The following is an 18,457-nucleotide window of genomic DNA, read 5'->3' as shown; positions in this document are numbered from 1 at the left end:
GTCGACCGCAGGGTCGGCTCCCCTTCCGTCATTCCGCGGCCAGGGCGGCCTCGAAGGCCGCGAGGGCGTCCGCGGAGAAGAGGACGAACCGGACCTCGTCGAGTGCGCCGTCCGCGGTCGCCTCGCGGACCGTCTCCACCGCGATGCGCGCCGCGTCGTCCATCGGCCAGCCGTAGACGCCCGCCGAGACGGCCGGGAAGGCGAGCGTCCGCGCACCGAGACCGACGGCGGTGCGCACCGACTCGCGGTAGGCCGAGGCGAGGACGGCGCTGCGGTCCTCCGACCGCGAGTGGACGGGACCGACGGTGTGCACGACCCAGCGGGCGGGGAGGCGGCCGGCGGTCGTGGCGACCGCGGAGCCGGCGGGCAGACCGTCCGGCAGCTCGGTCCCGCGGAGCCGGCGGCACTCGGCGAGGATCTCCGGTCCGCCCGCGCGGTGGATCGCGCCGTCGACGCCGCCGCCGCCGAGGAGCGACGAGTTCGCCGCGTTCACGATCGCGTCGACGTGCTCGCGGGTGAGGTCGCCGCGCACGGCTCTCAGGGTGGTCACGACTCCTCCTCCAGGCTTCGTCCGAGGGCAGCGATCGCCGCAGGTCCCACGCGGCAGCAGCCGCCGATCAGATCCGCTCCCGCCGCGCGCCAGGAGGCGACCAGCGCGGGGTCGAAGGCCGCGTCGCCTGCCCAGCGACGCTCGACGGCGTCCCACTCCTCGCCGCTGTTCGGGTACACGACGACCAGCTTGCCGGTGACGGAGCGGGCGATGCGGACCGCCTCGGCGACGTCGCCGGGCGGGCAGCAGTTCACTCCCACGCCGACGACCTCCTCGGAGGCGGCGGCGACGGCGAGCGCCTCGGCCAGGGGCTCGCCGGCCGCGGTGCGGCCCGAACGGCCGCTCACGCAGATCCAGGCGGGGACCGAGGAGCCCGCGAGGGCCTCCACGACGGCCCGCACCTCCCGCACCGACGGGATGGTCTCGACGGCGAGCAGGTCGGGCCCGGCCGCGGCCAGGGCCTCCAGGCGCGGCCGGTGCCAGGCGGCGAGATCGCCGACGGTGAGGCCGTCGTCGCCGCGGTACTCGGAGCCGTCGCCGAGGCTCGCACCGAAAGGGCCGACGGAGGCGGCGACCCAGCCGCTCTGCGCGCGCCGGGCCAGGTCGACGCTCTCCCGGAGGGCGCGCTCGGCGAGGCCCGGGGCCAGCCCCGCGGCTGCGAATCCGCTCGCGGACACCTGGTAGCTCGCGGTCACCGCGACCCGGGCCCCCGCCTCGGCGAAGGCGCGGTGCGCGGCGACGACCCGGCCGGGCTCCTCCAGCAGGACCCGGGCGCTCCAGAGCGAGGAGTCCACCGCGGCGCCCTGCGCCTCCAGCTCCGTGCCCAGGCCCCCGTCGAGCAGCAGCGGGCGCACCCGCGCCGCGGCGACGAGGCCGGCGGTCACGAGCGGTTGTTGGAGAGCTCGAAGATCTTCACGAGCTCGGCGATGGCCGCCTCGCGGGCGTCTCCGCCCTCCTCGAACATCGCGGTGATGTGCGTGCGGAGGTGGTTCTCGACGATGAGCTTGTTGAGCGAGCCGAGCGACTTCTGGATCGCGAGGGACTGCGTGACGATGTCGACGCAGTAGTCCTCGTTCTCGATCATCCGCTCGAGGCCGCGCATCTGGCCGCCCAGGATCCGGGCACGGTGCAGCGAGCGCTTCTTGAGGTCCTCGATCACTCCTCCAGCCTACGCGCCGCAGGCGGTACCCGGGCGGGGTATGCGCGCCTACGATCGAGGGGTGAGCACCCGCAAGCCGTCCCGCGCGACCGCCGCCCGCTACCCCTCGCGCGACCGCGCCCGCATGGCGCTCGCGCCCGGGATCCTCGGCGCGATCGTGCTGCTGGCCGGGCTCGCCCTCGTCGGCTCCGACGCCTACGACTTCATCCGCTACCCGGTCGCGATCCTCGCGGCGGTCATCGGCTGGTTCGCGATCCAGGCGCGCGCACTCCTCTGGCTGATCGGGCTCGTCCCCGTGCTCGTGCTGTGGAACCCGGTGCTGCCGTTCGCGTTCCCGGACGCGATCTGGTTCTCGCTGAGCCTCGCCGCGGTCGGCGTCTTCGTGGCGGCGGGTCTCGTGATCCGCGTCCCGACCCCGGAATGACGACGAGCGCGACCGTCCGCGCGGCGGAGCGCCGACCGGACCGCCCCGAGGAGTAGACTGGCGCCGCACCCGCACGCCGGGGATGCTGCGACCGGGTCCCAGACCCGTTGCTCGGAGCTCCCGACGGCCACCGGATGCACCGACGCCCGACGCCTCCCCGGAGGCGATCCGGCGGATGCACGGCGACGGCAGCGCGCGGGAACCCCTCCTCCGCCCCCCGTCACACATCGAGGAGGAGCATGGCTCGCAGCGGCCAGCGTCAGTCCGGTCAGACGCGACGAGCGTCGAACGCCGCCGGGAGCCGACCCCGATCGCGCTCGCGCGGCGTGGACAACGCGGGGATCATCCCGATCCTCGCCCGCCGCGTCCGCGAGGTGGAGGCGAAGGCCCAGACCGGCAAGGTCGGGCCGACCAACCGGACGAAATTCCTGGTGATCGCCCTCCTGATGCGCGAGGAGCGCAAGCGGGTCAAAGTCGATCCCTCGCTCAGCGACGCGCAGCGCGCCGAGGAGATGAAGCGCCTCGACGGCATCGCCACGATCCTGGCCAAGACGGCCGCCCGCGACACCAGCCTGATCGCGCTGCTCGAATCGGAGGCCGGCGTCACGGCGGCCGCGCAGAAGCTCCGCCGCGACTGGCTGCTCGAGGCGGGCGCGGAGCTCAGCCCCGACGAGCTGCTCATCGTGACCGAGCCGGAGCCCAAGCCCGAGGTGCCGGTCAACCAGGTCGTGCCGCAGTCGGTGCGCGCCCGCCAGCTGGCGAACCCCTTCCTCCCGCCGGACTTCTCGATCGCCGAGGCCTCGGCTCCGGCGCCGCGCCGCAGGCTCGACGACTGGGAGCTGCTCGGGCCGCTCTTCAAGGCGTTCGAGTACGGAGCGGGCGGACGGGCCGCGAGCATGGAGCTCCCGGAGCCGCCGAAGCTCGACCGGGTCTCGCCGCGCGGCCGCGAGCTGATGCCGCACCAGGCGCGCTTCATCGAGAGCGCCCGCGAGGGGCACCGCAGCTTCCTGCTCGCCGACGAGCCGGGTCTGGGCAAGACCGCGCAGAGCCTCCTCGCCGCCTCGGTGGTCGGGGCGTACCCGCTGCTCGCGGTGGTGCCGAACGTGGTCAAGATGAACTGGGCGCGCGAGGTCGAGCACTGGACCCCGCAGCGGCGCGCCACGGTCATCCACGGAGACGGCGGCACGCTCGACGCGTTCGCCGACGTGGTCATCGTCAACTACGACATCCTCGACCGGCACATCGGCTGGCTCGGGAGCCTGGGCTTCCGCGGCATGGTCGTCGACGAGGCGCACTTCATCAAGAACCTCCGCTCGCAGCGCTCGCAGAGCGTGCTCGCGCTGGCGTCGAGGATCCGCGAGACCACTCCGGGGCACGATCCGCTGATGATCGCGCTGACCGGCACCCCGCTGATCAACGACGTCGACGACTTCCGCGCCATCTGGCGCTTCCTCGGCTGGATCGACGAGACCAAGCCGGGGCCGGAGCTGATGGGCCGCCTCGAGGAGACGGGCCTCACTCCCGCCGACACGGGCTTCTACCCGGAGGCGCGCGAGGCCGTGATCGACCTCGGCATCGTCCGGCGCAAGAAGATCGACGTCGCCGCCGACCTGCCGTCGAAGCGGATCGTCGATCTGCCCGTCGAGCTGGACGACGACCTCGGCCGCTCCATCCAGAAGGCCGAGCGCGAGCTCGGCGCCCGCATGCTGCAGCGCTTCAGGGCGGTCACCTCCTCGATCACGCACGAGCTCGACGACGACGAGCGCGAGCGGTTCATCCGCATCGTGGCGCAGAGCGAGCTCGAGGAGTCGAAGTCGGCCAAGACCGGCGAGAACGTCTTCACCATGGTGCGCCGGATCGGCCAGGCCAAGGCGGCGCTGGCCGCCGACTACGCCTCGCAGCTGGCCCGCTCGGTGGGCAAGGTCGTCTTCTTCGCGAAGCACATCGACGTGATGGACCAGGCGGAGGACACCTTCGAGAAGCGCGAGCTGACGTCCGTCTCCATCCGCGGCGACCAGACTGCGGCGTTCCGCCAGACGCAGATCGACGCCTTCAACGAGGACCCGGACGTCTCTGTCGCCGTCTGCTCGCTCACCGCGGCGGGAGTCGGCGTGAACCTGCAGGCGTCGTCCAACGTGGTGCTCGCCGAGCTGTCGTGGACCTCGGCCGAGCAGACGCAGGCGATCGACCGCGTGCACCGCATCGGCCAGGAGGAGCCGGTGACGGCGTGGAGGATCATCGCGGCGCACACGATCGACGCGAAGATCGCGGAGCTCATCGACGCCAAGGCCGGTCTCGCCGCCCGGGCGCTCGACGGCGCGGACGCCGAGACGGCCTCGGCCGACACGGTGCAGCTGGACGCCCTCATGCACGTCCTGCGCGAGGCGATCGGCTGAGCGCACCCGGCCGGGCCGGCTGAGTGCACCCGGCCGGGCCGGCTGAGAGCTCAGCCGGTCCGGGCGAGCGGTGCGGCGAAGAAGTCCTTCTCGAACGAACTCGACCGCAGGAACGCGTCCCTCATCGCGGCGCGCTGCCTCGGTGAGGCGTCGCGGGCGGCCTGCTCCGTGAACTCGATCGCCCGCTCGGTGGCCGTCGCGAAGACCGGGTCGCCGTACGTGAGCAGCCAGTCCGCGTAGGGGTGCTCGGGGTGCCCGGAGGCGGCGAGGCGCGACCCGACGTCGGCGTAGAGCCAGAAGCAGGGGAGCAGGGCGGCGACGATCTCGCCGTAGCCGCCCCGCGCGGCGACCGCGAGCAGGTGGTCGGTGTAGCCGCGGGTCACGGGCGCGGGAGCCGCGTCCCTGGTCCCGAGCCGGTCGCGGTGCAGCTGCGCCTCCGCCGCGAGGGCGGACGCCGAGCCCTCGGCCCAGAAGACCTGCTCGGCGGTGGTCGGCGCGCGCTGCGCCGCCACGGCCAGGACGCGGGCGTACTCGGTGAGGTAGAGAGCGTCCTGCTCGAGGTACCACTCGAAGTCCTCCCGCCCGAGGGAGCCGTCGCCGAGGGCCCGCACGAACGGGAGCGCGTCGATCTCGTCGCGGAGGGTCCGGGTCCTCTCCCAGACGTCCGCGCAGAACGCCGGAGGACGTTGCCGGTGGAAGTGGTCGATCGGGCCGTTGCCGGTGCCGACCTCGAGAGCGTCGGCGGCGCGCAGGGCGCCGGTCAGCCACTCCTTGGCCTCCGTCAGCGCCTCGACCAGGGCGTCGGAGGAGGCGTCGCGCCCGGCCAGGAGCGTCGCCATCGCGGACGAGAGCGAGCACCCGGTGCCGTGCGTGTTCGAGGTGGCGACGCGCTCGCCGGGGACCTCGCGCACGAGGCCGTCGGGGGTGACGATCGCGTCCGGGGTGGCGGGGCCGTCGAGGTGGCCGCCTTTCACCAGCACGCCGGCGTCGAGGGCGCGGGCGAGCATCGCCCCCTGCGCGAGCGCGGCCGGCCAGTCGGAGGCGGTCGGCTCTCCGGCCAGCACGCCCAGCTCGGGGAGGTTCGGCGTCACCAGGTCGGCGCGGCGGAGCAGGTCGCGCACGGCGTCCTCCGCCTCGGGAGCGAGCAGCCGGTGACCGCTGGTCGCGACCATCACCGGATCCACGACCACAACGGGCGGGCGGACCTCATCGAGCCACTCGGCGACGACTCCGGCGTACTCGGCCGTGGCGAGCATCCCGATCTTCACCGCGTCGATCGTGACGTCGTCGCTCACCGCGTCGAGCTGCTCGCGGAGGAACGCGGCGGGCGGCAGGTGCACGGAGCGGACCCCGTGCGTGTTCTGCGCGACGAGCGCGGTGACGACCGCCATGCCGTAGCCGCCGAGCGCGCCGATCGACTTGAGGTCGGCCTGGATGCCGGCACCGCCGGTCGGATCGGTGCCGGCGATGCTGAGGACACGGGGGACGCGGGCGCCGGCGGTCATCGGTCCCACTCCGCTCGGATCAGGCGGGCGGCCGCCGCGGGGTCGGCGGCCGTGCAGAGCGCCGACACGACCGCGAGGCCGGCCGCACCGGCGAGGCGGAGTGGCCCCGCGTCCGCGGCTCCGACTCCGCCGATGGCGACGCAGGGCAGCGCCGTGGCCGCGGCGAGGGCGGCGAACCCGTCGACACCGAGGGGAGCGGGGTGGTCGGGCTTGGTCGCGGTGGGCCTAATGACGCCGACGCCGAGGTAGTCGACCGTCCCCGCGGGCAGGGCGCGGACGGCGGCGAGGTGCTCGGGGGTGTTCGCGGTGAGCCCGATCACCGCGTCGGGTCCGAGCAGCGAGCGGGCGGCGGTGACGGGGAGGTCGGACTGCCCGAGGTGGACGCCGTGGACGCGGGCGCCCGCGAGGCGGGCGGCGAGGGCGACGTCGACGCGGTCGTCGACCAGCAGGGTCGTGCGCTCGTCGAGGACGGCGGCGACGGCCCGGGTCAGGGCGACGAGCTCGGCGGCGGAGGCGTCGTGATCGCGGATCTGCACGGTCGTGACTCCGCCTCGGACGGCGGCAGCGGCCACGGCGGGCACGCCGCGCGGGCCGCACTGGGCGGTGTCCGTGACGAGGTAGAGCGAGAGGTCGAGGCTCATGCGATCCGCGCCCCGGCCTCGGCGTCGGCCGGCTGGAGGGCAGCGAGGGCGTCGAGGAAGCCGACGGCGAAGGACCCGGGACCGCTGCTCGCAGCGGCGGCCCGCTCGGCGGCGAGGCCCCAGACCGCGGAGGCGCTGACGGCCGCGTCGAGCGGGCGGGCGCCCGCGCCGAGGAACGCCGCCATCACGGCGCCGAGCGCGCAGCCGCCGCCGGTCACGCGGGTCAGCAGCGGGTGGCCCCCCGTGACCCGGACGATCCGCTCGCCGTCGGTGACGAGGTCGACCGCTCCCGAGACGGCGACCACGCCGCCGGTGCGGCGGGCGAGGACGCGGGCGGAGTCGAGCGCCTGCTCGGCGGTGTCGACGGCGTCCACACCGCGGCCGCCCGCACCGGCTCCCGCGAGGGCGAGGATCTCGGAGGCGTTGCCGCGGATGATCGCGGGCCGCGCCTCGAGCAGCTCCACCGCCAGAGCGGTGCGGACGGGCAGCGGGCCCACGGCGACCGGATCGAGCACCCACGGGGTGCCGGCGCGTCCGGCCGCGGCGACCGCCTCGCGAGCACCCTCGCGCTGCTCCGCTCCGGGCGTGCCGAGGTTGACGAGCACCGCGGAGGCGAGGCCCGCGAAGACGCCCGCCTCGCCGGGCAGGTCGCACATCGCCGGGCTGGCGCCGAGGGCCAGAAGGCTGTTGGCGGTGAAGCCGGTGACGACCGCGTTCGTGATGCACTGCACCAGGGGCCCGGCGGCGCGGAGCTCGGCGAGATCGCGACCCACGGAGGCCGGGTCGGGCGCCGTGTCGGCGGGGAGGGTCGGGTGGACAGGCGTGCGAATGCTCATTCGCGACATCCCTTCGCTAGTACGAACTAGATCAGGTTCAACGGGTCTTCTCTCAGCCCTGGCGGGCACCCCGTGTCACTGCGCACGACCCTAGCAGCGGGCGCGGGCGCGCTCGCTGCTGCAGTGCGAGAGGAGGGAGCGGGCCGTCGTCGCCCCTTCGCCCGGGAGCGGCCGCTCAGCCGGTGAGGATCGTCGAGTCACCGCGCGGCCCCACTGCGACGCGGAGGCCGATCGGCAGCCGCTCGCGCATCGCGTCGACGTGGCTGATCAGGCCGATCGTCCGACCGCCCGACCGCAGCTCGTCGAGCGTGCTGAGCGCCGTCTCGAGCGTCTCGGCGTCGAGCGAGCCGAAGCCCTCGTCGATGAACATGGTCTCGAGCGAGATGCCGCCGGACTGCGCCGTCACCACGTCGGCGAGGCCGAGGGCGAGGGCGAGCGAGGCGAGGAACGTCTCGCCGCCGGAGAGCGAGGCGGGCTGCCGGCGGACGCCGGTGAAGGCGTCGAGCACGTCGATCCCGAGGCCGGAGGCGGCGCCGCGGTAGGCGAGCGAGTCGTCGTGGGCGAGTGCGTAGCGGCCGCTGGTCATCGCGTCGAGGCGGAGGTTCGCCGCGGTCACGATCTCCTCCAGGCGTCCGGCGAGGGCGAAGGCCTCGAGGTCCATCCGGCGCGTGTTCTGCCCCCGGCCGGAGACGGTCTCGGCCAGCGCGCGCAGCTCCTCGTGGCGGCGGAGGCGCTCACCCAGCACGGCGAGGCGGCCCGCGGCCGTCGCGGCGAGCTCGGCCAGGCGCTCCGAGCGGTGCTCGAGCACGGAGAGGCCGGCTCGCGCCTCGTCGCGACGAGCGGAGGCCTCGCGCGAGCGCTCCTCGGCGGCGGCGAGGTCGACGGCCGTGCCCGGCAGTCCGCGGAGCTCCGGGTCGGCGAGCACCGCCTCCGTCGCGCTCCGCCGTCGCTCGTGCTCGGCGACGACGGCCTCGGCCCGCGCCCGGTCCCCGCTCGCCAGCGCGGCCGACTCGGCCTCCTCGGCGGTCGTGAAGCCGCGCTCGGCGAGGACCTCGGCGAGCTCCTCCCGGGCGGCGGCGGCGGCCTCGGACCGCGAGACGGCCGCCTCCTCGGCCTCGACCAGGGCGACGGCACGACGGCGCTGGGCGTTCAGCTGCTCGACGCGCGAGGCGACGCTCGTCGCGCCGTCGCGGAAGGCCTCGACGCGCTCCCGCAGCAGCCGCAGCGCTTCAGCGGCGAGGGCGGACTCGTCGGCGCGGGCGCGGTGCTCCTCACGAGCGGCGTCCCGCCCGGACGTGAGAGCGTCGATCCGGGTGCGCAGCCGGGTTCGCTCGCGCCGCAGCTCCTCCATGCGGGCGGCGGCGCGGCGCGCCGAGGCGAGCCGCTCCTCGTGCGCCGGGCGGAGCGACTCCGGATCCGCGTCCTCGCCCACACGCTCCTCGAGCGCCGCGAGAGCCCGAGCCGCGGCTCCCTCGCACTCGCGGGCGCCGTCGAGGGCGGCGGCGGCGCGCTCCACCGCGATGCGGGCCCGGTCGAGGTCGTCGGTGCCGACCGTCGTCGGGCCGTCGTGCTCGGCCGGGCGGGGGTGCTCGCACGAGCCGCAGACGGGGCAGGGCTCGCCCGGCTCCAGCCGCTCGGCGAGCTCCCCGGCGAACCCGGCGAACCGGCGCGCGATCAGGGCGGCCTGCTCCGCGGCGCGCTCGCCGTGGACGCGCGCCGCGTCGGCGTAGGCCGTGCGGAGCCGCTGCAGGCCCGCCGCAGTGAGATCGCGCTCGAGGGCCGCGGCGATCCTCCGCTCGAGCGCGGCGAGCTCGTCGATGCGCGCGGGGACGGCGGCGGCCTCCCCGGCCAGGGACTCCTCCTCGGCGGCGAGCGCGTCGACGCGGGCGGGCAGCTCGCGCAGCTCCGCCTCGATCCCCGCGAGCGCGGTCGCCGCCGCCTGCTCGGCGCGTGCGGACCGCTCGGTGACGCGCTCCGCGTCGGGGAGCCGGCGCTCCTCTGCCAGCGCCTCGGCGAGGGCGCCGAGGACAGCGGCGAGCCGTTCGGCCGTCTCGGCGGCCGGGCCCCCGGACGCGTCCCCGTAGGCGTCGGCGGCGAGGTCGCGCTGCTGCCGGGCGGCCCGCTCCTTCTCGGCGGCTGCCCGGGCGGAGCGGAGCAGCGGCAGCACGCCGTCGGCCCGGCGCGCGCGCTCGATCGCGGCCCGCTGCTGCTCGACGTGCGCCTCGGCGACCACGAGCTCCTCCGCCTCGATGAGGGCGCGCCGGCGCCGCTCCTGGCCCCGGGCGGTGCGCCGGGCCTCGTCGAGAGCGGCGCCCGCGGCCTCGTGCGCCGCGTCGGCCGCGGCGGAGCCGGCCCGGGCCGCCTCGAGCGGAGCGGCGAGCCGCGCCGGCAGCCCGGCGAACCAGGCGGCGTCCGGCAGAGGCGGCTCGGCTCCGTCATCGAGGAGCCGGACGGCCTCGTCCGCGAGCGCCGTCACGGCCGCGCGCTCCTCCTCGAGCCCGACGGCGCTCGCGTCGCGCTGCTCGAGCAGTCGGCGGCGGAGCAGATCGAAGCGCTCGGTCGCGAAGAGCGTGCGCAGGAGCCGCTGCCGGTCGTCGTTCTTCGCGAGCAGGAACTCGTGGAAGCGGTTCTGCGCCAGCAGGATCACCTGGAGGAACTGGTCCTTCGTCAGGCCGACGATCCGGCCGATGTCGGCGCCCACCTCCTTCGCGCTCGACGAGAGCCCGACCCAGGCGCCGTCGACCTGCTCCAGCAGCTCGACCTTCGCCGGCTGGGTCGTGGTGCCGGTGCCGCGCCGTTTCGGCCGCTCGTACTCGGGCGAGCGCCGGACGCGGTAGACGCGCCCCGCCGCCTCGAAGTCGAGCTCGGCGAAGGTCTCGTCCTCGGGGCCGCTGTGGTCGCTCCGGAGGCGCGAGGCGGTGCCGTCGAAGCGGGGGACCGAGCCGTAGAGCGCGAACGCGATCGCGTCGAGGATCGTCGACTTGCCCGCTCCGGTGCGCCCGGCGATGAGGTACACGCCCACGTCCTCGAGCCGGTCGAAGTCGACGCACTGCTCGGCGCGGAACGGTCCGAGTCCGGCGAAGGCGAGTCGGCGGATCCTCACCGCAGAGCCTCGGCCTCGACGGCCGCGAGCGCGTCGAGGGTGAGGGCGCGCTCGGTCTCCGTGGCGCCGTGACCGCCGCGGACGTGGGCGAGGAAGTCGTCGACGACCTCCACGTCGCTCCGCCCGCGGATCCGCTCGGCGTACGCGCGCGGCTCGGCCGCGGCGTGCGGGGGCCGGTGCTCGAGCGTGGCGCAGCCGGGGAAGCGCGACTGCAGGCGCGCCATCGCGTCGAGCGGGCGCACGGGATCGGTGAGCACCGCCGAGACCCAGTCGCCCTCCACCTCGGCCAGGGAGGGATCGCGCAGCAGCTGCTGGAGCTCGCCCTCGATCACGCTGAGCCTCCTCGGCACGGGGAGCGGCGACCACTCGACGCCCTCGAGCCCCTCGGGCCCGATCGTCACCAGCCAGGCACCGCGCGGCTTCGACGCCTCGCCGAACGAGTAGTGCAGCGGCGCTCCGGAGTAGCGCACTCCCGGCAGCAGCTCGGCGCGTCCATGGATGTGCCCGAGCGCCGCGTAGTCGGCCGCGGCGAAGTGCTCGACCGAGACGTAGTCGAGCCCGCCCGCCGTGATGTCGCGCTCGAGGACCGCGGCCGGGGCTCCGACCGCGAAGCAGTGCGCGAGCACGACCCAGGGACGGCCCGCCGCCTCGGCGGCGGCGCGCACCCGCGCCATCGCGAAGGCGAGCACGTCCTCGTGGCGGCGCAGCTGCTGCTCCGGGTGCCGGTGGCGGTAGAGGGCGGGCTCGAGGAAGGGGATGCCGTGGACGCCGACCTCGAGGCCGGACGCGTCGCGCAGCACGACCGGCTCGGCGTACGCCTCGGGGTCGGTGAGGACGTGGACGCCCGCTCCGCGCAGGAGCCCGGCCTGGAAGCCGAGCCGGGCGGGGGAGTCGTGGTTGCCGCTGGTGAGGACGACCTCGGCGCCGGCCGCGCGGATCGCCTCGAGCGTGCGGGTGAGGAGGGTGTAGTGCTCCGCGGCGGGCACGGCGGAGTCGAAGACGTCGCCGGCGATCAGCACCGCGTCCACGCGCTCGGCCCGCACCGTCTCGACCAGGGCCTCGAGCACGGTCGCGAGCGCCGCCGTCGTGGAGTGCCCGTGGAAGGTGCGGCCGATGTGCCAGTCCGAGGTGTGCAGCAGCTTCACGGTCGTCCTTCCTCTGCGTCGTCCGGGGGAGCGCCTCCAGGCTAGTGAGGCCCTCCGACACCGGCGGCGCAGCGGACACCTCCCGTTCACCGGGAGGTGCACAATAGGGCGTCGGTCGAGCAGAGGAGATGGTCGTGAAGCTGCCCCGCGTCCCCGCGACGATCCTGGGTCTGGGCTCGCGCACCCGCGCCGCCGCCGAGGACACCGCTCCCATCCAGCGTCTGCGCCCGGACGACGAGCCGGCCCGCACCAGCACGGTCGACAACGCGATCTACCAGGACGGCCGCCGGGTCGTCTCACCCGGCAGCATCCCGGAGGCGCTCGCCGCCCTGCAGAAGCTGCCCGACGCGATGGCGTGGATCGGGCTGTACCGGCCGAACGCGGCCGAGCTCGCCGCGCTCGAGGACGAGTTCTCGATGCACCCGCTCGCTCTCGAGGACGCGATCAGCGCGCACCAGAGGCCCAAGCTCGAGCGGTACGGCAGCGACATGTTCGTGGTGCTGCGCGCCGCCAGCTACTCCGACCAGCGCGAGGAGGTCGACTTCGGCGAGCTCCACCTGTTCGTGGGGTCGAACTTCGTCGTCACGGTCCGCCACTCCGAGAAGCCCGACCTCTCGCTGGTGCGGCGGCGGATGGAGGCCGATCCGGAGCTGCTGCGCGTGGGCCCGGTCGCCGTGCTGTACGCGATCCTCGACGCCGTCGTGGATCAGTACTCGCCCGTCGTCGCCGGTCTCGAGAACGACATCGACGAGATCGAGGCGCAGGTCTTCGAGGGCGACCCGGCGGTGTCCCGACGCATCTACGAGCTCAGCCAGGAGGTGCTGGACTTCCAGCGTGCGGTCGCTCCGCTGACCGGCATGCTCGGGCGGCTCGTCACCGACTTCGAGGTGTTCCAGTCGGATGTGGAGCTGCGCCGCTACATCCGCGACGTCGCCGACCACGTCGCGCTCGTCACCGAGCGGGTCGACGGCTTCCGCACCACGCTGCGGGAGATCCTGGCGGTGAACGCGACCCTCGTCGCCCAGCGCCAGAACGAGGACATGAAGAAGCTCGCGGAGGTGGGCAACCAGCAGAACGACGAGGTCAAGCGGATCTCCGCCTGGGCGGCCATCTTCTTCGCGCCGACCATGATCTCGAGCATCTACGGCATGAACTTCGACGTGATGCCCGAGCTGCACGTGGCGTGGGGGTACCCGGCGGCGCTCGCGGCGATGCTCGCCTCGAGCGTGGTGCTGCACCGGCTCTTCAAGCGGTGGGGCTGGCTCTGAGCCCGCGTCTCGCGACGTGTCAACATCGTGACGGTCCCGGAGGCTCCGCGTAGCGTCGCTCGCGGGCCGTCCGGCCCCTGAACGGAGGGACTCCCGATGACTCCGGAGGACACGACCACGACGGCCCCGCGGCCCCGCTCCCTCTGGCGGGCGGGCGCGGCTCCGATCCCCTCCGACGAGTTCGTCCCGGGCGCGCATTACGACGACGTCGTGGTCGGCGCCGGGCTCACCGGGCTGGTCACCGCGCTCCTCCTGCAGCGGACCGGCCGGCGCGTGCTGGTGCTGGAGGCGCGGGAGGTCGGCGCGGTCACGACCGGGAACACGACGGCGAAGCTCAGCCTCCTGCAGGGAGCGCACCTCTCCCGGATCGCGGAGCGCAACATCCCCGCGGTGACCGAGGCCTACGTCGCGGCGAACGTCGCGGGCTTCCGCTGGCTGCTCGACTACTGCGAGGGCGCGGGCGTGCCGGTGCAGAGGCGCACCGCCTACAGCTACGCGCAGACGCCCGAGGGCGTGGACGCCGTCCTGAAGGAGCACGCGACCGCGCGCCGCTTCGGCCTCGCGACCCGCCTCGTCGGCGAGCTCGACGTGCCGTTCCCCAGCACGGCGGCCGTCGCCCTCGACGACCAGGCCCAGTTCGACCCGATGGACGTCCTCACGGCGCTCGCCGCCGACTTCCGCGCCGCCGGGGGCAGCCTGGTGCAGGGCGTCCGGGCCCTCGGGATGCGAGCGACCGCTCCCGTCCGAGTCCGCACCAGCGCGGGCCCGGTGACCGGGGACCGGGCCTACCTGCTCACGGGGGCGCCGATCCTCGACCGCGGCCTCTACTTCGCCAAGATCGCCGCGCTGCGCTCGTACGCTGTCGCGTTCCGCACCGACGCGCCGATCCCCGACGGCATGTACCTCTCGGTCGACGAGCCGACCCGCTCGGTGCGCGACGCCGAGCGCGACGGCGAGCGGCTCCTCCTGATCGGCGGCAACGGCCACCCGGTGGGGCGCAGGCCCGTCACCTCGGAGGCGGTGGACGACCTGGTCGCCTGGACGCGGCGGTCCTTCCCGGGGGCGGAGCCGGTCGCGCAGTGGAGCGCCCAGGACTACGAGCCGTTCCACCGCGTGCCGTTCGTGGGCTGGCTGCCGCGGGGCCGCGGACGGATCTTCCTGGCGACCGGCTACGACAAGTGGGGGATGACCAACGCGGTGCAGGCCGCGCTGACGCTCGTCGCCGACCTCGAGGGCGGGGCGCCGGCCTGGGCGAGGACGCTGCACCGCCGGCCCACCCTGCCGCGGGTGATGGCGGAGGGGCTCGGCTCCGGGCTGGCGGTGGGCGCCTGGTACGCCCGCGGCTGGTCGGCAGCGCTCCGCGCGCCCCGCTCGGCCGGGGTGGTGCCGGCGGAGGGCCAGGGCTCGCTCGCCCGCGACGGCCTGCAGCCCGTCGCGGTCTCCACCGTGGAGGGGAGGCGCTGCGCGGTGTCGGCGGTGTGCCCGCACCTCGGCGGGATCGTCACCTGGAACGACTCGGAGCGCAGCTGGGACTGCCCGCTGCACGGCTCTCGCTTCGCAGCGGACGGGACGGTGCTGGAGGGTCCGGCGGTCGAGCCGCTCGGCCCGCTGGGCTAGGACGGCCGTCTGCTCCGCGGAGCCGAGCCGAGGCCGGCACCGCGGAGCAGACGGCTCAGTCCTCGTCCGCTCCGGGCTCCGCGACCTCGTCGCCGTCCGCGCCCGAGGCGTCGCCGGTCGTGTGCAGATCGGTGTCGCCCGGGATGCTGAAGTCGCTCAGCGGGTCCAGGGGCTTCTTGTCGTCGGTGTCGTCGCTCATGCCTGCCACCCTACGAGCGCCCGGCGAGGCGCTGCACCGCGGCGACCGGGATCGACAGCCACTCCGGCCGGTTGCGCGCCTCGTAGATCGCCTCGTAGACGGCCTTGTCGAGTTCGAACGCGTCGAGCACCGCCCGGTGCGCGGTGACCGCGTCGCCCGCCCGCTCGGTGTAGCCCTCGAGGAACGCGGCCCGGCTCGCCGCCGCCCAGGCCGCCCTCGAGGCGCCCGGCTCGGCCTGCTCGTGCGCGCCCGCCGCGTAGTCGAAGGACCGCAGCATCCCCGCCACGTCGCGCAGGGCCACGTCGGGAAGGCGGCGCTCGTGCATGGGCCGCAGCGGCTCGCCCTCGAAGTCGAGGAGCACCCAGCCGCGGTCGGGCACGGACAGGACCTGCCCGAGGTGGTAGTCGCCGTGGATGCGCTGGAGCCTCGGCCACGGCGCGGTCTCGGCGGCGCGGAACACGGCCTCGATCGCCTCCGAGTCCTCCGCGATCACGGGGACCTCGGCCGAGGCGATGCGCAGGCGACGGCGCATGGTCGCGACCATCCGCTCGACGACCTCGGACGTGGTGTCCTCGGTCGGCATGACCTCCGCCAGCGTCGCGTGCACCTCGGCGGTGGCGCGGCCCAGCTCGCGGGCGGGTCCGGTGAAGTCGGAGTCGGCGGCGACCGCCTCGAGGGCGACGCGCCACGCGTCCTGGACCCCGGGGAGGAACTCCTGCGCGAAGGCGAGGTGCCCGAAGGCGCGGCCCGTCTCCTCGCCCTCGTCGTCCCACTCGCCGGTCACGTTGCCGATCACGGGCGGGACGAGGGCGCTCCCGGCGGCGTTGAGCGCCGACTGCACCGTCACGTCCGGGTTGTCGCCGTGGTGGAGGGCGCGGAAGACCTTGACGATCACCGGGGTCGCGTCGGATCCGTCGTCGGCCGTGGTGCGGACGATCACCGAGGTGTTCGACTGCTCGCCGCTGAGCACCTTCGAGGACGCGAACGCCCCGATCGCGGCACCCGGCTGCCGGTGGCCCTCGGCGCGGGCGCCGCCCTGGGCGCCGTCCTCGTCGGAGCGGCCGCCGTCGGCGATCATGCCGAGCAGGGCGCGGGCGAACACCGGGTCGCGCGGAGCGTCGTACACGTAGTGCGCGTCGTCGGAGTAGACGAGGGCGTCCTCGAGCCCGGGCACCGGAGCCGCGTGGACGGTCACCGGCACCTGGTACAGCACCGGGCTCGTGCCTGCCCGGTCGATGAAGAGGTGGTCCACCACCTCCGCCTCGCCGGGGTGCAGCGACCAGGCGCCGCGGACCTCCAGCTCGGGGCGCCGCCCCTTGCTCGCGTACCACCTCTGGTCCGCCACCCATGCGGCGATGCGGTCGATCGACAGGCCTGCGCTCATGCTCTTCCCTCCGTCGGCACCCCGAACCCTACTGGCCGCGGACGACGGGCGGAGGGGCTTGCGGCGGGGCGCTCAGGCCAGCTCGAGCACGTCCAGCGTCCAGGCGTACTCGAACGCGATCTCGCGCCAGCGCTCGTAGCGTCCGCTCACTCCGCCGTGTCCCGCGGTCATCTCGGTGCGCAGCAGCGCGGGAGCGCCGACCTCGCGGAGCCTGGCCACCCACTTCGCCGGCTCCACGTACAGCACCCGGGTGTCGTTGAGGCTCGTCGTCGCGAGGATCCGGGGGTACTGCACGCCCTCGCGGACGTTCTCGTAGGGCGAGTACGACTTCATGTAGGCGTAGACCTCGGCGTCGTGCAGCGGGTCGCCCCACTCGTCCCACTCGATCACCGTGAGCGGGAGCGACGGGTCGAGGATCGAGGTGAGCGCGTCGACGAACGGGACCTGCGCGAGGACGCCGGCGAACGCCTCCGGGGCGAGGTTCGCGACCGCGCCCATCAGCAGGCCGCCGGCCGACCCTCCCTGCGCGACCAGGCGGTCCGGAGTGGTGAAGCCCGCGTCGACCAGGTGCCGCGCCGCGGAGACGAAGTCGGTGAAGGTCGTCCGCTTCGCCAGCGTCTTCCCGTTCTCGTACCAGGAGCGGCCCATCTCCCCGCCGCCGCGGACGTGCGCGACGGCGAAGACGACGCCGCGGTCGAGCAGCGAGAGGCGCGCGATCGAGAAGCCCGGGTCGATGCTCGCCTCGTACGAGCCGTAGCCGTAGAGGAGGAGCGGCGCGGGGGCCGAGTCCGGATCGGCGGCGTCGCGGCGCCAGACGAGCGAGAGGGGCACCCGCGTGCCGTCCTCCGCCACGGCCCACTCCCTCCTCTGCACGTAGAGCGCGGGGTCGTAGTCGCCGAGCACCGGCTGCTGCTTGAGCACCGTGCGCTCGCCCGTCGCGACGTCGAGCGCGAGCACGGTCGAGGGGGTGACGAACGAGGTGTAGGCGAGGCGGAGGGAGGGCTGCTCCCACTCCGGGTTCCCCGCCAGGCCCGCGTCGTAGAGCGGCTCGTCGAAGACGATCTCCTCGAGCCGCGCTCCGGCGCCGTCCTCGCGGAGGAGCCCGAGCCGGGTGGCTCCGTCGGCGCGGTACGAGACGACGACGTGCCCGGCGAAAGCGTCGACGCCCTCGATCCGGCGGCCCTCGCGGTGCGGCACCACCACGCGGCGCTCGCGGGCCCGGGCGTCGGCGTCGAGCGACAGGTCGGCCGGCTCCTCGACGATCTCGAAGTCGAGGGCGCCGTCGTTGTGCACGATCAGCAGGCGGTCGCGTCCGTCGACGACGGCGTGCTCGACCTCGTACTCCACGCCCTCGCGTCGCGGCCACACCGAGCGGAACGAGCCGGTCGGGTCGGACGCGTCCAGCAGCAGGCACTCGCTCGTGATCTTGCTGCCGATCTCGATGACGAGGAAGCGGCGGCTGCGGGTGAGGCCCACGCCGATCCAGTAGCGCTCGTCGGGCTCGGCGAAGACGACCTCGTCCGGGGTCCCGGCGCCGACTTCGTGCCGCCAGATCGTGTCGGGGCGCCAGGACTCGTCGACGGTCGGGTAGAAGACGAAGCGCGCGTCGGCGCCGAAGGTCGCTCCGCCGCCGGTGCCCTCGATGACGTCCGGCAGGTCCTCGCCGGTCTCGAGGTCGCGGATGCGGAGGGTGTAGCGCTCGTCGCCCTCGACATCGGTGCCGAAGAGCAGCCGTCGGCCGTCCGCCGAGACGTCGAAGCTGCCGAGCGAGAAGAAGTCGTGTCCCTCCGCCTCCGCGTTGCCGTCCAGGACGACCTGCTCGCCCTCGAGCGGACCGCCCTCGGCGATCGACGGCGGCGTCCAGTCGTCCGGCCCGCTGATCGGCGCCCGGCAGTGCACGGCGTACTGGCGGCCCTCGTAGGAGCGCGAGAAGTACCACCAGGAGCCCTCCCGGACGGGGACCGAGAGGTCGGTCTCCTTCGTCCGCGAGCGGATCTCCTCGAACAGGCGCTCGCGCAGCGGAGCGAGAGGAGCCAGCACCGCCTCGGTGTACGCGTTCTCGGCCTCGAGGTGCGCGATCACCTCGGGGCTCTCCTTCTCGCGCAGCCACTCGTAGTGGTCGACCACCACGTCGCCGTGGTGGCGGCGCTCGAGGGGGACGCGGCGGGCGACGGGCGGAACGGGCGCGGTCATCGCTCCAGCCTAGGGCGAGGGCGCCCCTGGCCGCCCC

The 18,457-nt window shown here is 74.7% G+C and carries 15 protein-coding genes and 1 riboswitch; of the genes, 4 read left to right on the top strand and 11 right to left on the bottom strand.

Annotated features, from left to right (window positions below; translation table 11 throughout):
• Positions 1-28 precede the first annotated feature (28 nt).
• From C5C49_RS09780 to C5C49_RS09770, 3 genes are read right to left on the bottom strand one after another with little or no spacing between them, the layout of a single operon-like run.
• Positions 29-550: an O-acetyl-ADP-ribose deacetylase gene (locus C5C49_RS09780; RefSeq protein ID WP_104225600.1), complete on the bottom strand. Its 522-nt coding sequence runs from the start codon at positions 548-550 to the stop codon at positions 29-31.
• Positions 547-1,434, bottom strand: a complete 888-nt coding sequence (gene mmuM, locus C5C49_RS09775) for a homocysteine S-methyltransferase (RefSeq protein ID WP_104346062.1) — start codon at positions 1,432-1,434, stop codon at positions 547-549. The genes C5C49_RS09780 and mmuM overlap by 4 nt, the downstream gene beginning before the upstream one ends.
• Positions 1,431-1,709 carry a metal-sensitive transcriptional regulator gene (locus tag C5C49_RS09770; protein ID WP_104223062.1) on the bottom strand — a complete coding sequence of 93 codons (279 nt, stop codon included), beginning with the start codon at positions 1,707-1,709 and terminating at the stop codon, positions 1,431-1,433. Before C5C49_RS09770 ends, mmuM begins: the two co-directional genes overlap by 4 nt.
• 61 nt (positions 1,710-1,770) lie before the next feature.
• Here C5C49_RS09770 and C5C49_RS09765 point away from each other — a divergent pair, with 61 nt between their 5' ends.
• Together C5C49_RS09765 and C5C49_RS09760 are read left to right on the top strand one after the other, a co-directional pair.
• Entirely contained in the window at positions 1,771-2,133 is a 363-nt protein-coding gene (locus C5C49_RS09765; protein ID WP_258059290.1) for a DUF6804 family protein, read from the top strand.
• A 239-nt stretch (positions 2,134-2,372) separates the two neighbouring features.
• Positions 2,373-4,529 (top strand): DEAD/DEAH box helicase, encoded by a 2,157-nt coding sequence (locus C5C49_RS09760; protein WP_104225603.1) that lies wholly within the window; start codon positions 2,373-2,375, stop codon positions 4,527-4,529.
• Between the two features lie 50 nt (positions 4,530-4,579).
• Here C5C49_RS09760 and thiD read toward each other — a convergent pair whose 3' ends face one another.
• The 5 genes from thiD to C5C49_RS09735 form a co-directional block, all read right to left on the bottom strand.
• Complete coding sequence (gene thiD / locus C5C49_RS09755; protein WP_104346061.1) at positions 4,580-6,034, bottom strand: bifunctional hydroxymethylpyrimidine kinase/phosphomethylpyrimidine kinase; 1,455 nt, start codon at positions 6,032-6,034, stop codon at positions 4,580-4,582.
• Positions 6,031-6,675, bottom strand: a complete 645-nt coding sequence (thiE, locus tag C5C49_RS09750) for a thiamine phosphate synthase (protein WP_104291503.1) — start codon at positions 6,673-6,675, stop codon at positions 6,031-6,033. The genes thiD and thiE overlap by 4 nt, the downstream gene beginning before the upstream one ends.
• Positions 6,672-7,511, bottom strand: a complete 840-nt coding sequence (thiM, locus tag C5C49_RS09745; RefSeq protein ID WP_104346060.1) for a hydroxyethylthiazole kinase — start codon at positions 7,509-7,511, stop codon at positions 6,672-6,674. Before thiM ends, thiE begins: the two co-directional genes overlap by 4 nt.
• A riboswitch (TPP riboswitch) is annotated at positions 7,503-7,594 on the bottom strand. Its footprint overlaps the gene before it by 9 nt.
• 92 nt (positions 7,595-7,686) lie before the next feature.
• Complete coding sequence (locus C5C49_RS09740) at positions 7,687-10,614, bottom strand: AAA family ATPase (protein ID WP_104346059.1); 2,928 nt, start codon at positions 10,612-10,614, stop codon at positions 7,687-7,689.
• Complete coding sequence (locus C5C49_RS09735; RefSeq protein WP_104346058.1) at positions 10,611-11,759, bottom strand: exonuclease SbcCD subunit D; 1,149 nt, start codon at positions 11,757-11,759, stop codon at positions 10,611-10,613. The genes C5C49_RS09740 and C5C49_RS09735 overlap by 4 nt, the downstream gene beginning before the upstream one ends.
• A gap of 128 nt (positions 11,760-11,887) precedes the next feature.
• On the opposite strand from C5C49_RS09735, the gene C5C49_RS09730 reads away from it, so the two are divergent.
• Both C5C49_RS09730 and C5C49_RS09725 read left to right on the top strand, forming a co-directional pair.
• The gene (locus tag C5C49_RS09730; RefSeq protein WP_104223070.1) at positions 11,888-13,027 is read left to right on the top strand and encodes a magnesium and cobalt transport protein CorA; all 1,140 of its coding nucleotides are present in this window, start codon (positions 11,888-11,890) and stop codon (positions 13,025-13,027) included.
• 96 nt (positions 13,028-13,123) lie between these two features.
• Positions 13,124-14,644 carry an FAD-dependent oxidoreductase gene (locus tag C5C49_RS09725; RefSeq protein ID WP_104346057.1) on the top strand — a complete coding sequence of 507 codons (1,521 nt, stop codon included), beginning with the start codon at positions 13,124-13,126 and terminating at the stop codon, positions 14,642-14,644.
• A 55-nt stretch (positions 14,645-14,699) separates the two neighbouring features.
• Here the strand turns inward: C5C49_RS09725 and C5C49_RS16985 are convergent, their stop codons facing one another.
• From C5C49_RS16985 to C5C49_RS09715, 3 genes are all read right to left on the bottom strand, one after another.
• Positions 14,700-14,843 carry a hypothetical protein gene (locus tag C5C49_RS16985; RefSeq protein ID WP_159914626.1) on the bottom strand — a complete coding sequence of 48 codons (144 nt, stop codon included), beginning with the start codon at positions 14,841-14,843 and terminating at the stop codon, positions 14,700-14,702.
• Between the two features lie 10 nt (positions 14,844-14,853).
• Positions 14,854-16,227, bottom strand: coding sequence for a phosphotransferase (locus C5C49_RS09720; RefSeq protein ID WP_104346056.1), 1,374 nt, complete (start codon positions 16,225-16,227; stop codon positions 14,854-14,856).
• Between the two features lie 72 nt (positions 16,228-16,299).
• Complete coding sequence (locus tag C5C49_RS09715; RefSeq protein ID WP_104268502.1) at positions 16,300-18,420, bottom strand: S9 family peptidase; 2,121 nt, start codon at positions 18,418-18,420, stop codon at positions 16,300-16,302.
• Between the last annotated feature and the right edge of the window lie 37 nt (positions 18,421-18,457).

The sequence above is a fragment of the Rathayibacter sp. AY1E2 genome (genome assembly GCF_002932325.1).
In the GTDB taxonomy this organism is placed as follows: domain Bacteria; phylum Actinomycetota; class Actinomycetes; order Actinomycetales; family Microbacteriaceae; genus Rathayibacter.
Note: the sequence above shows the minus strand (reverse complement) of the source record. Positions and strands in the feature narration are given on the sequence as shown.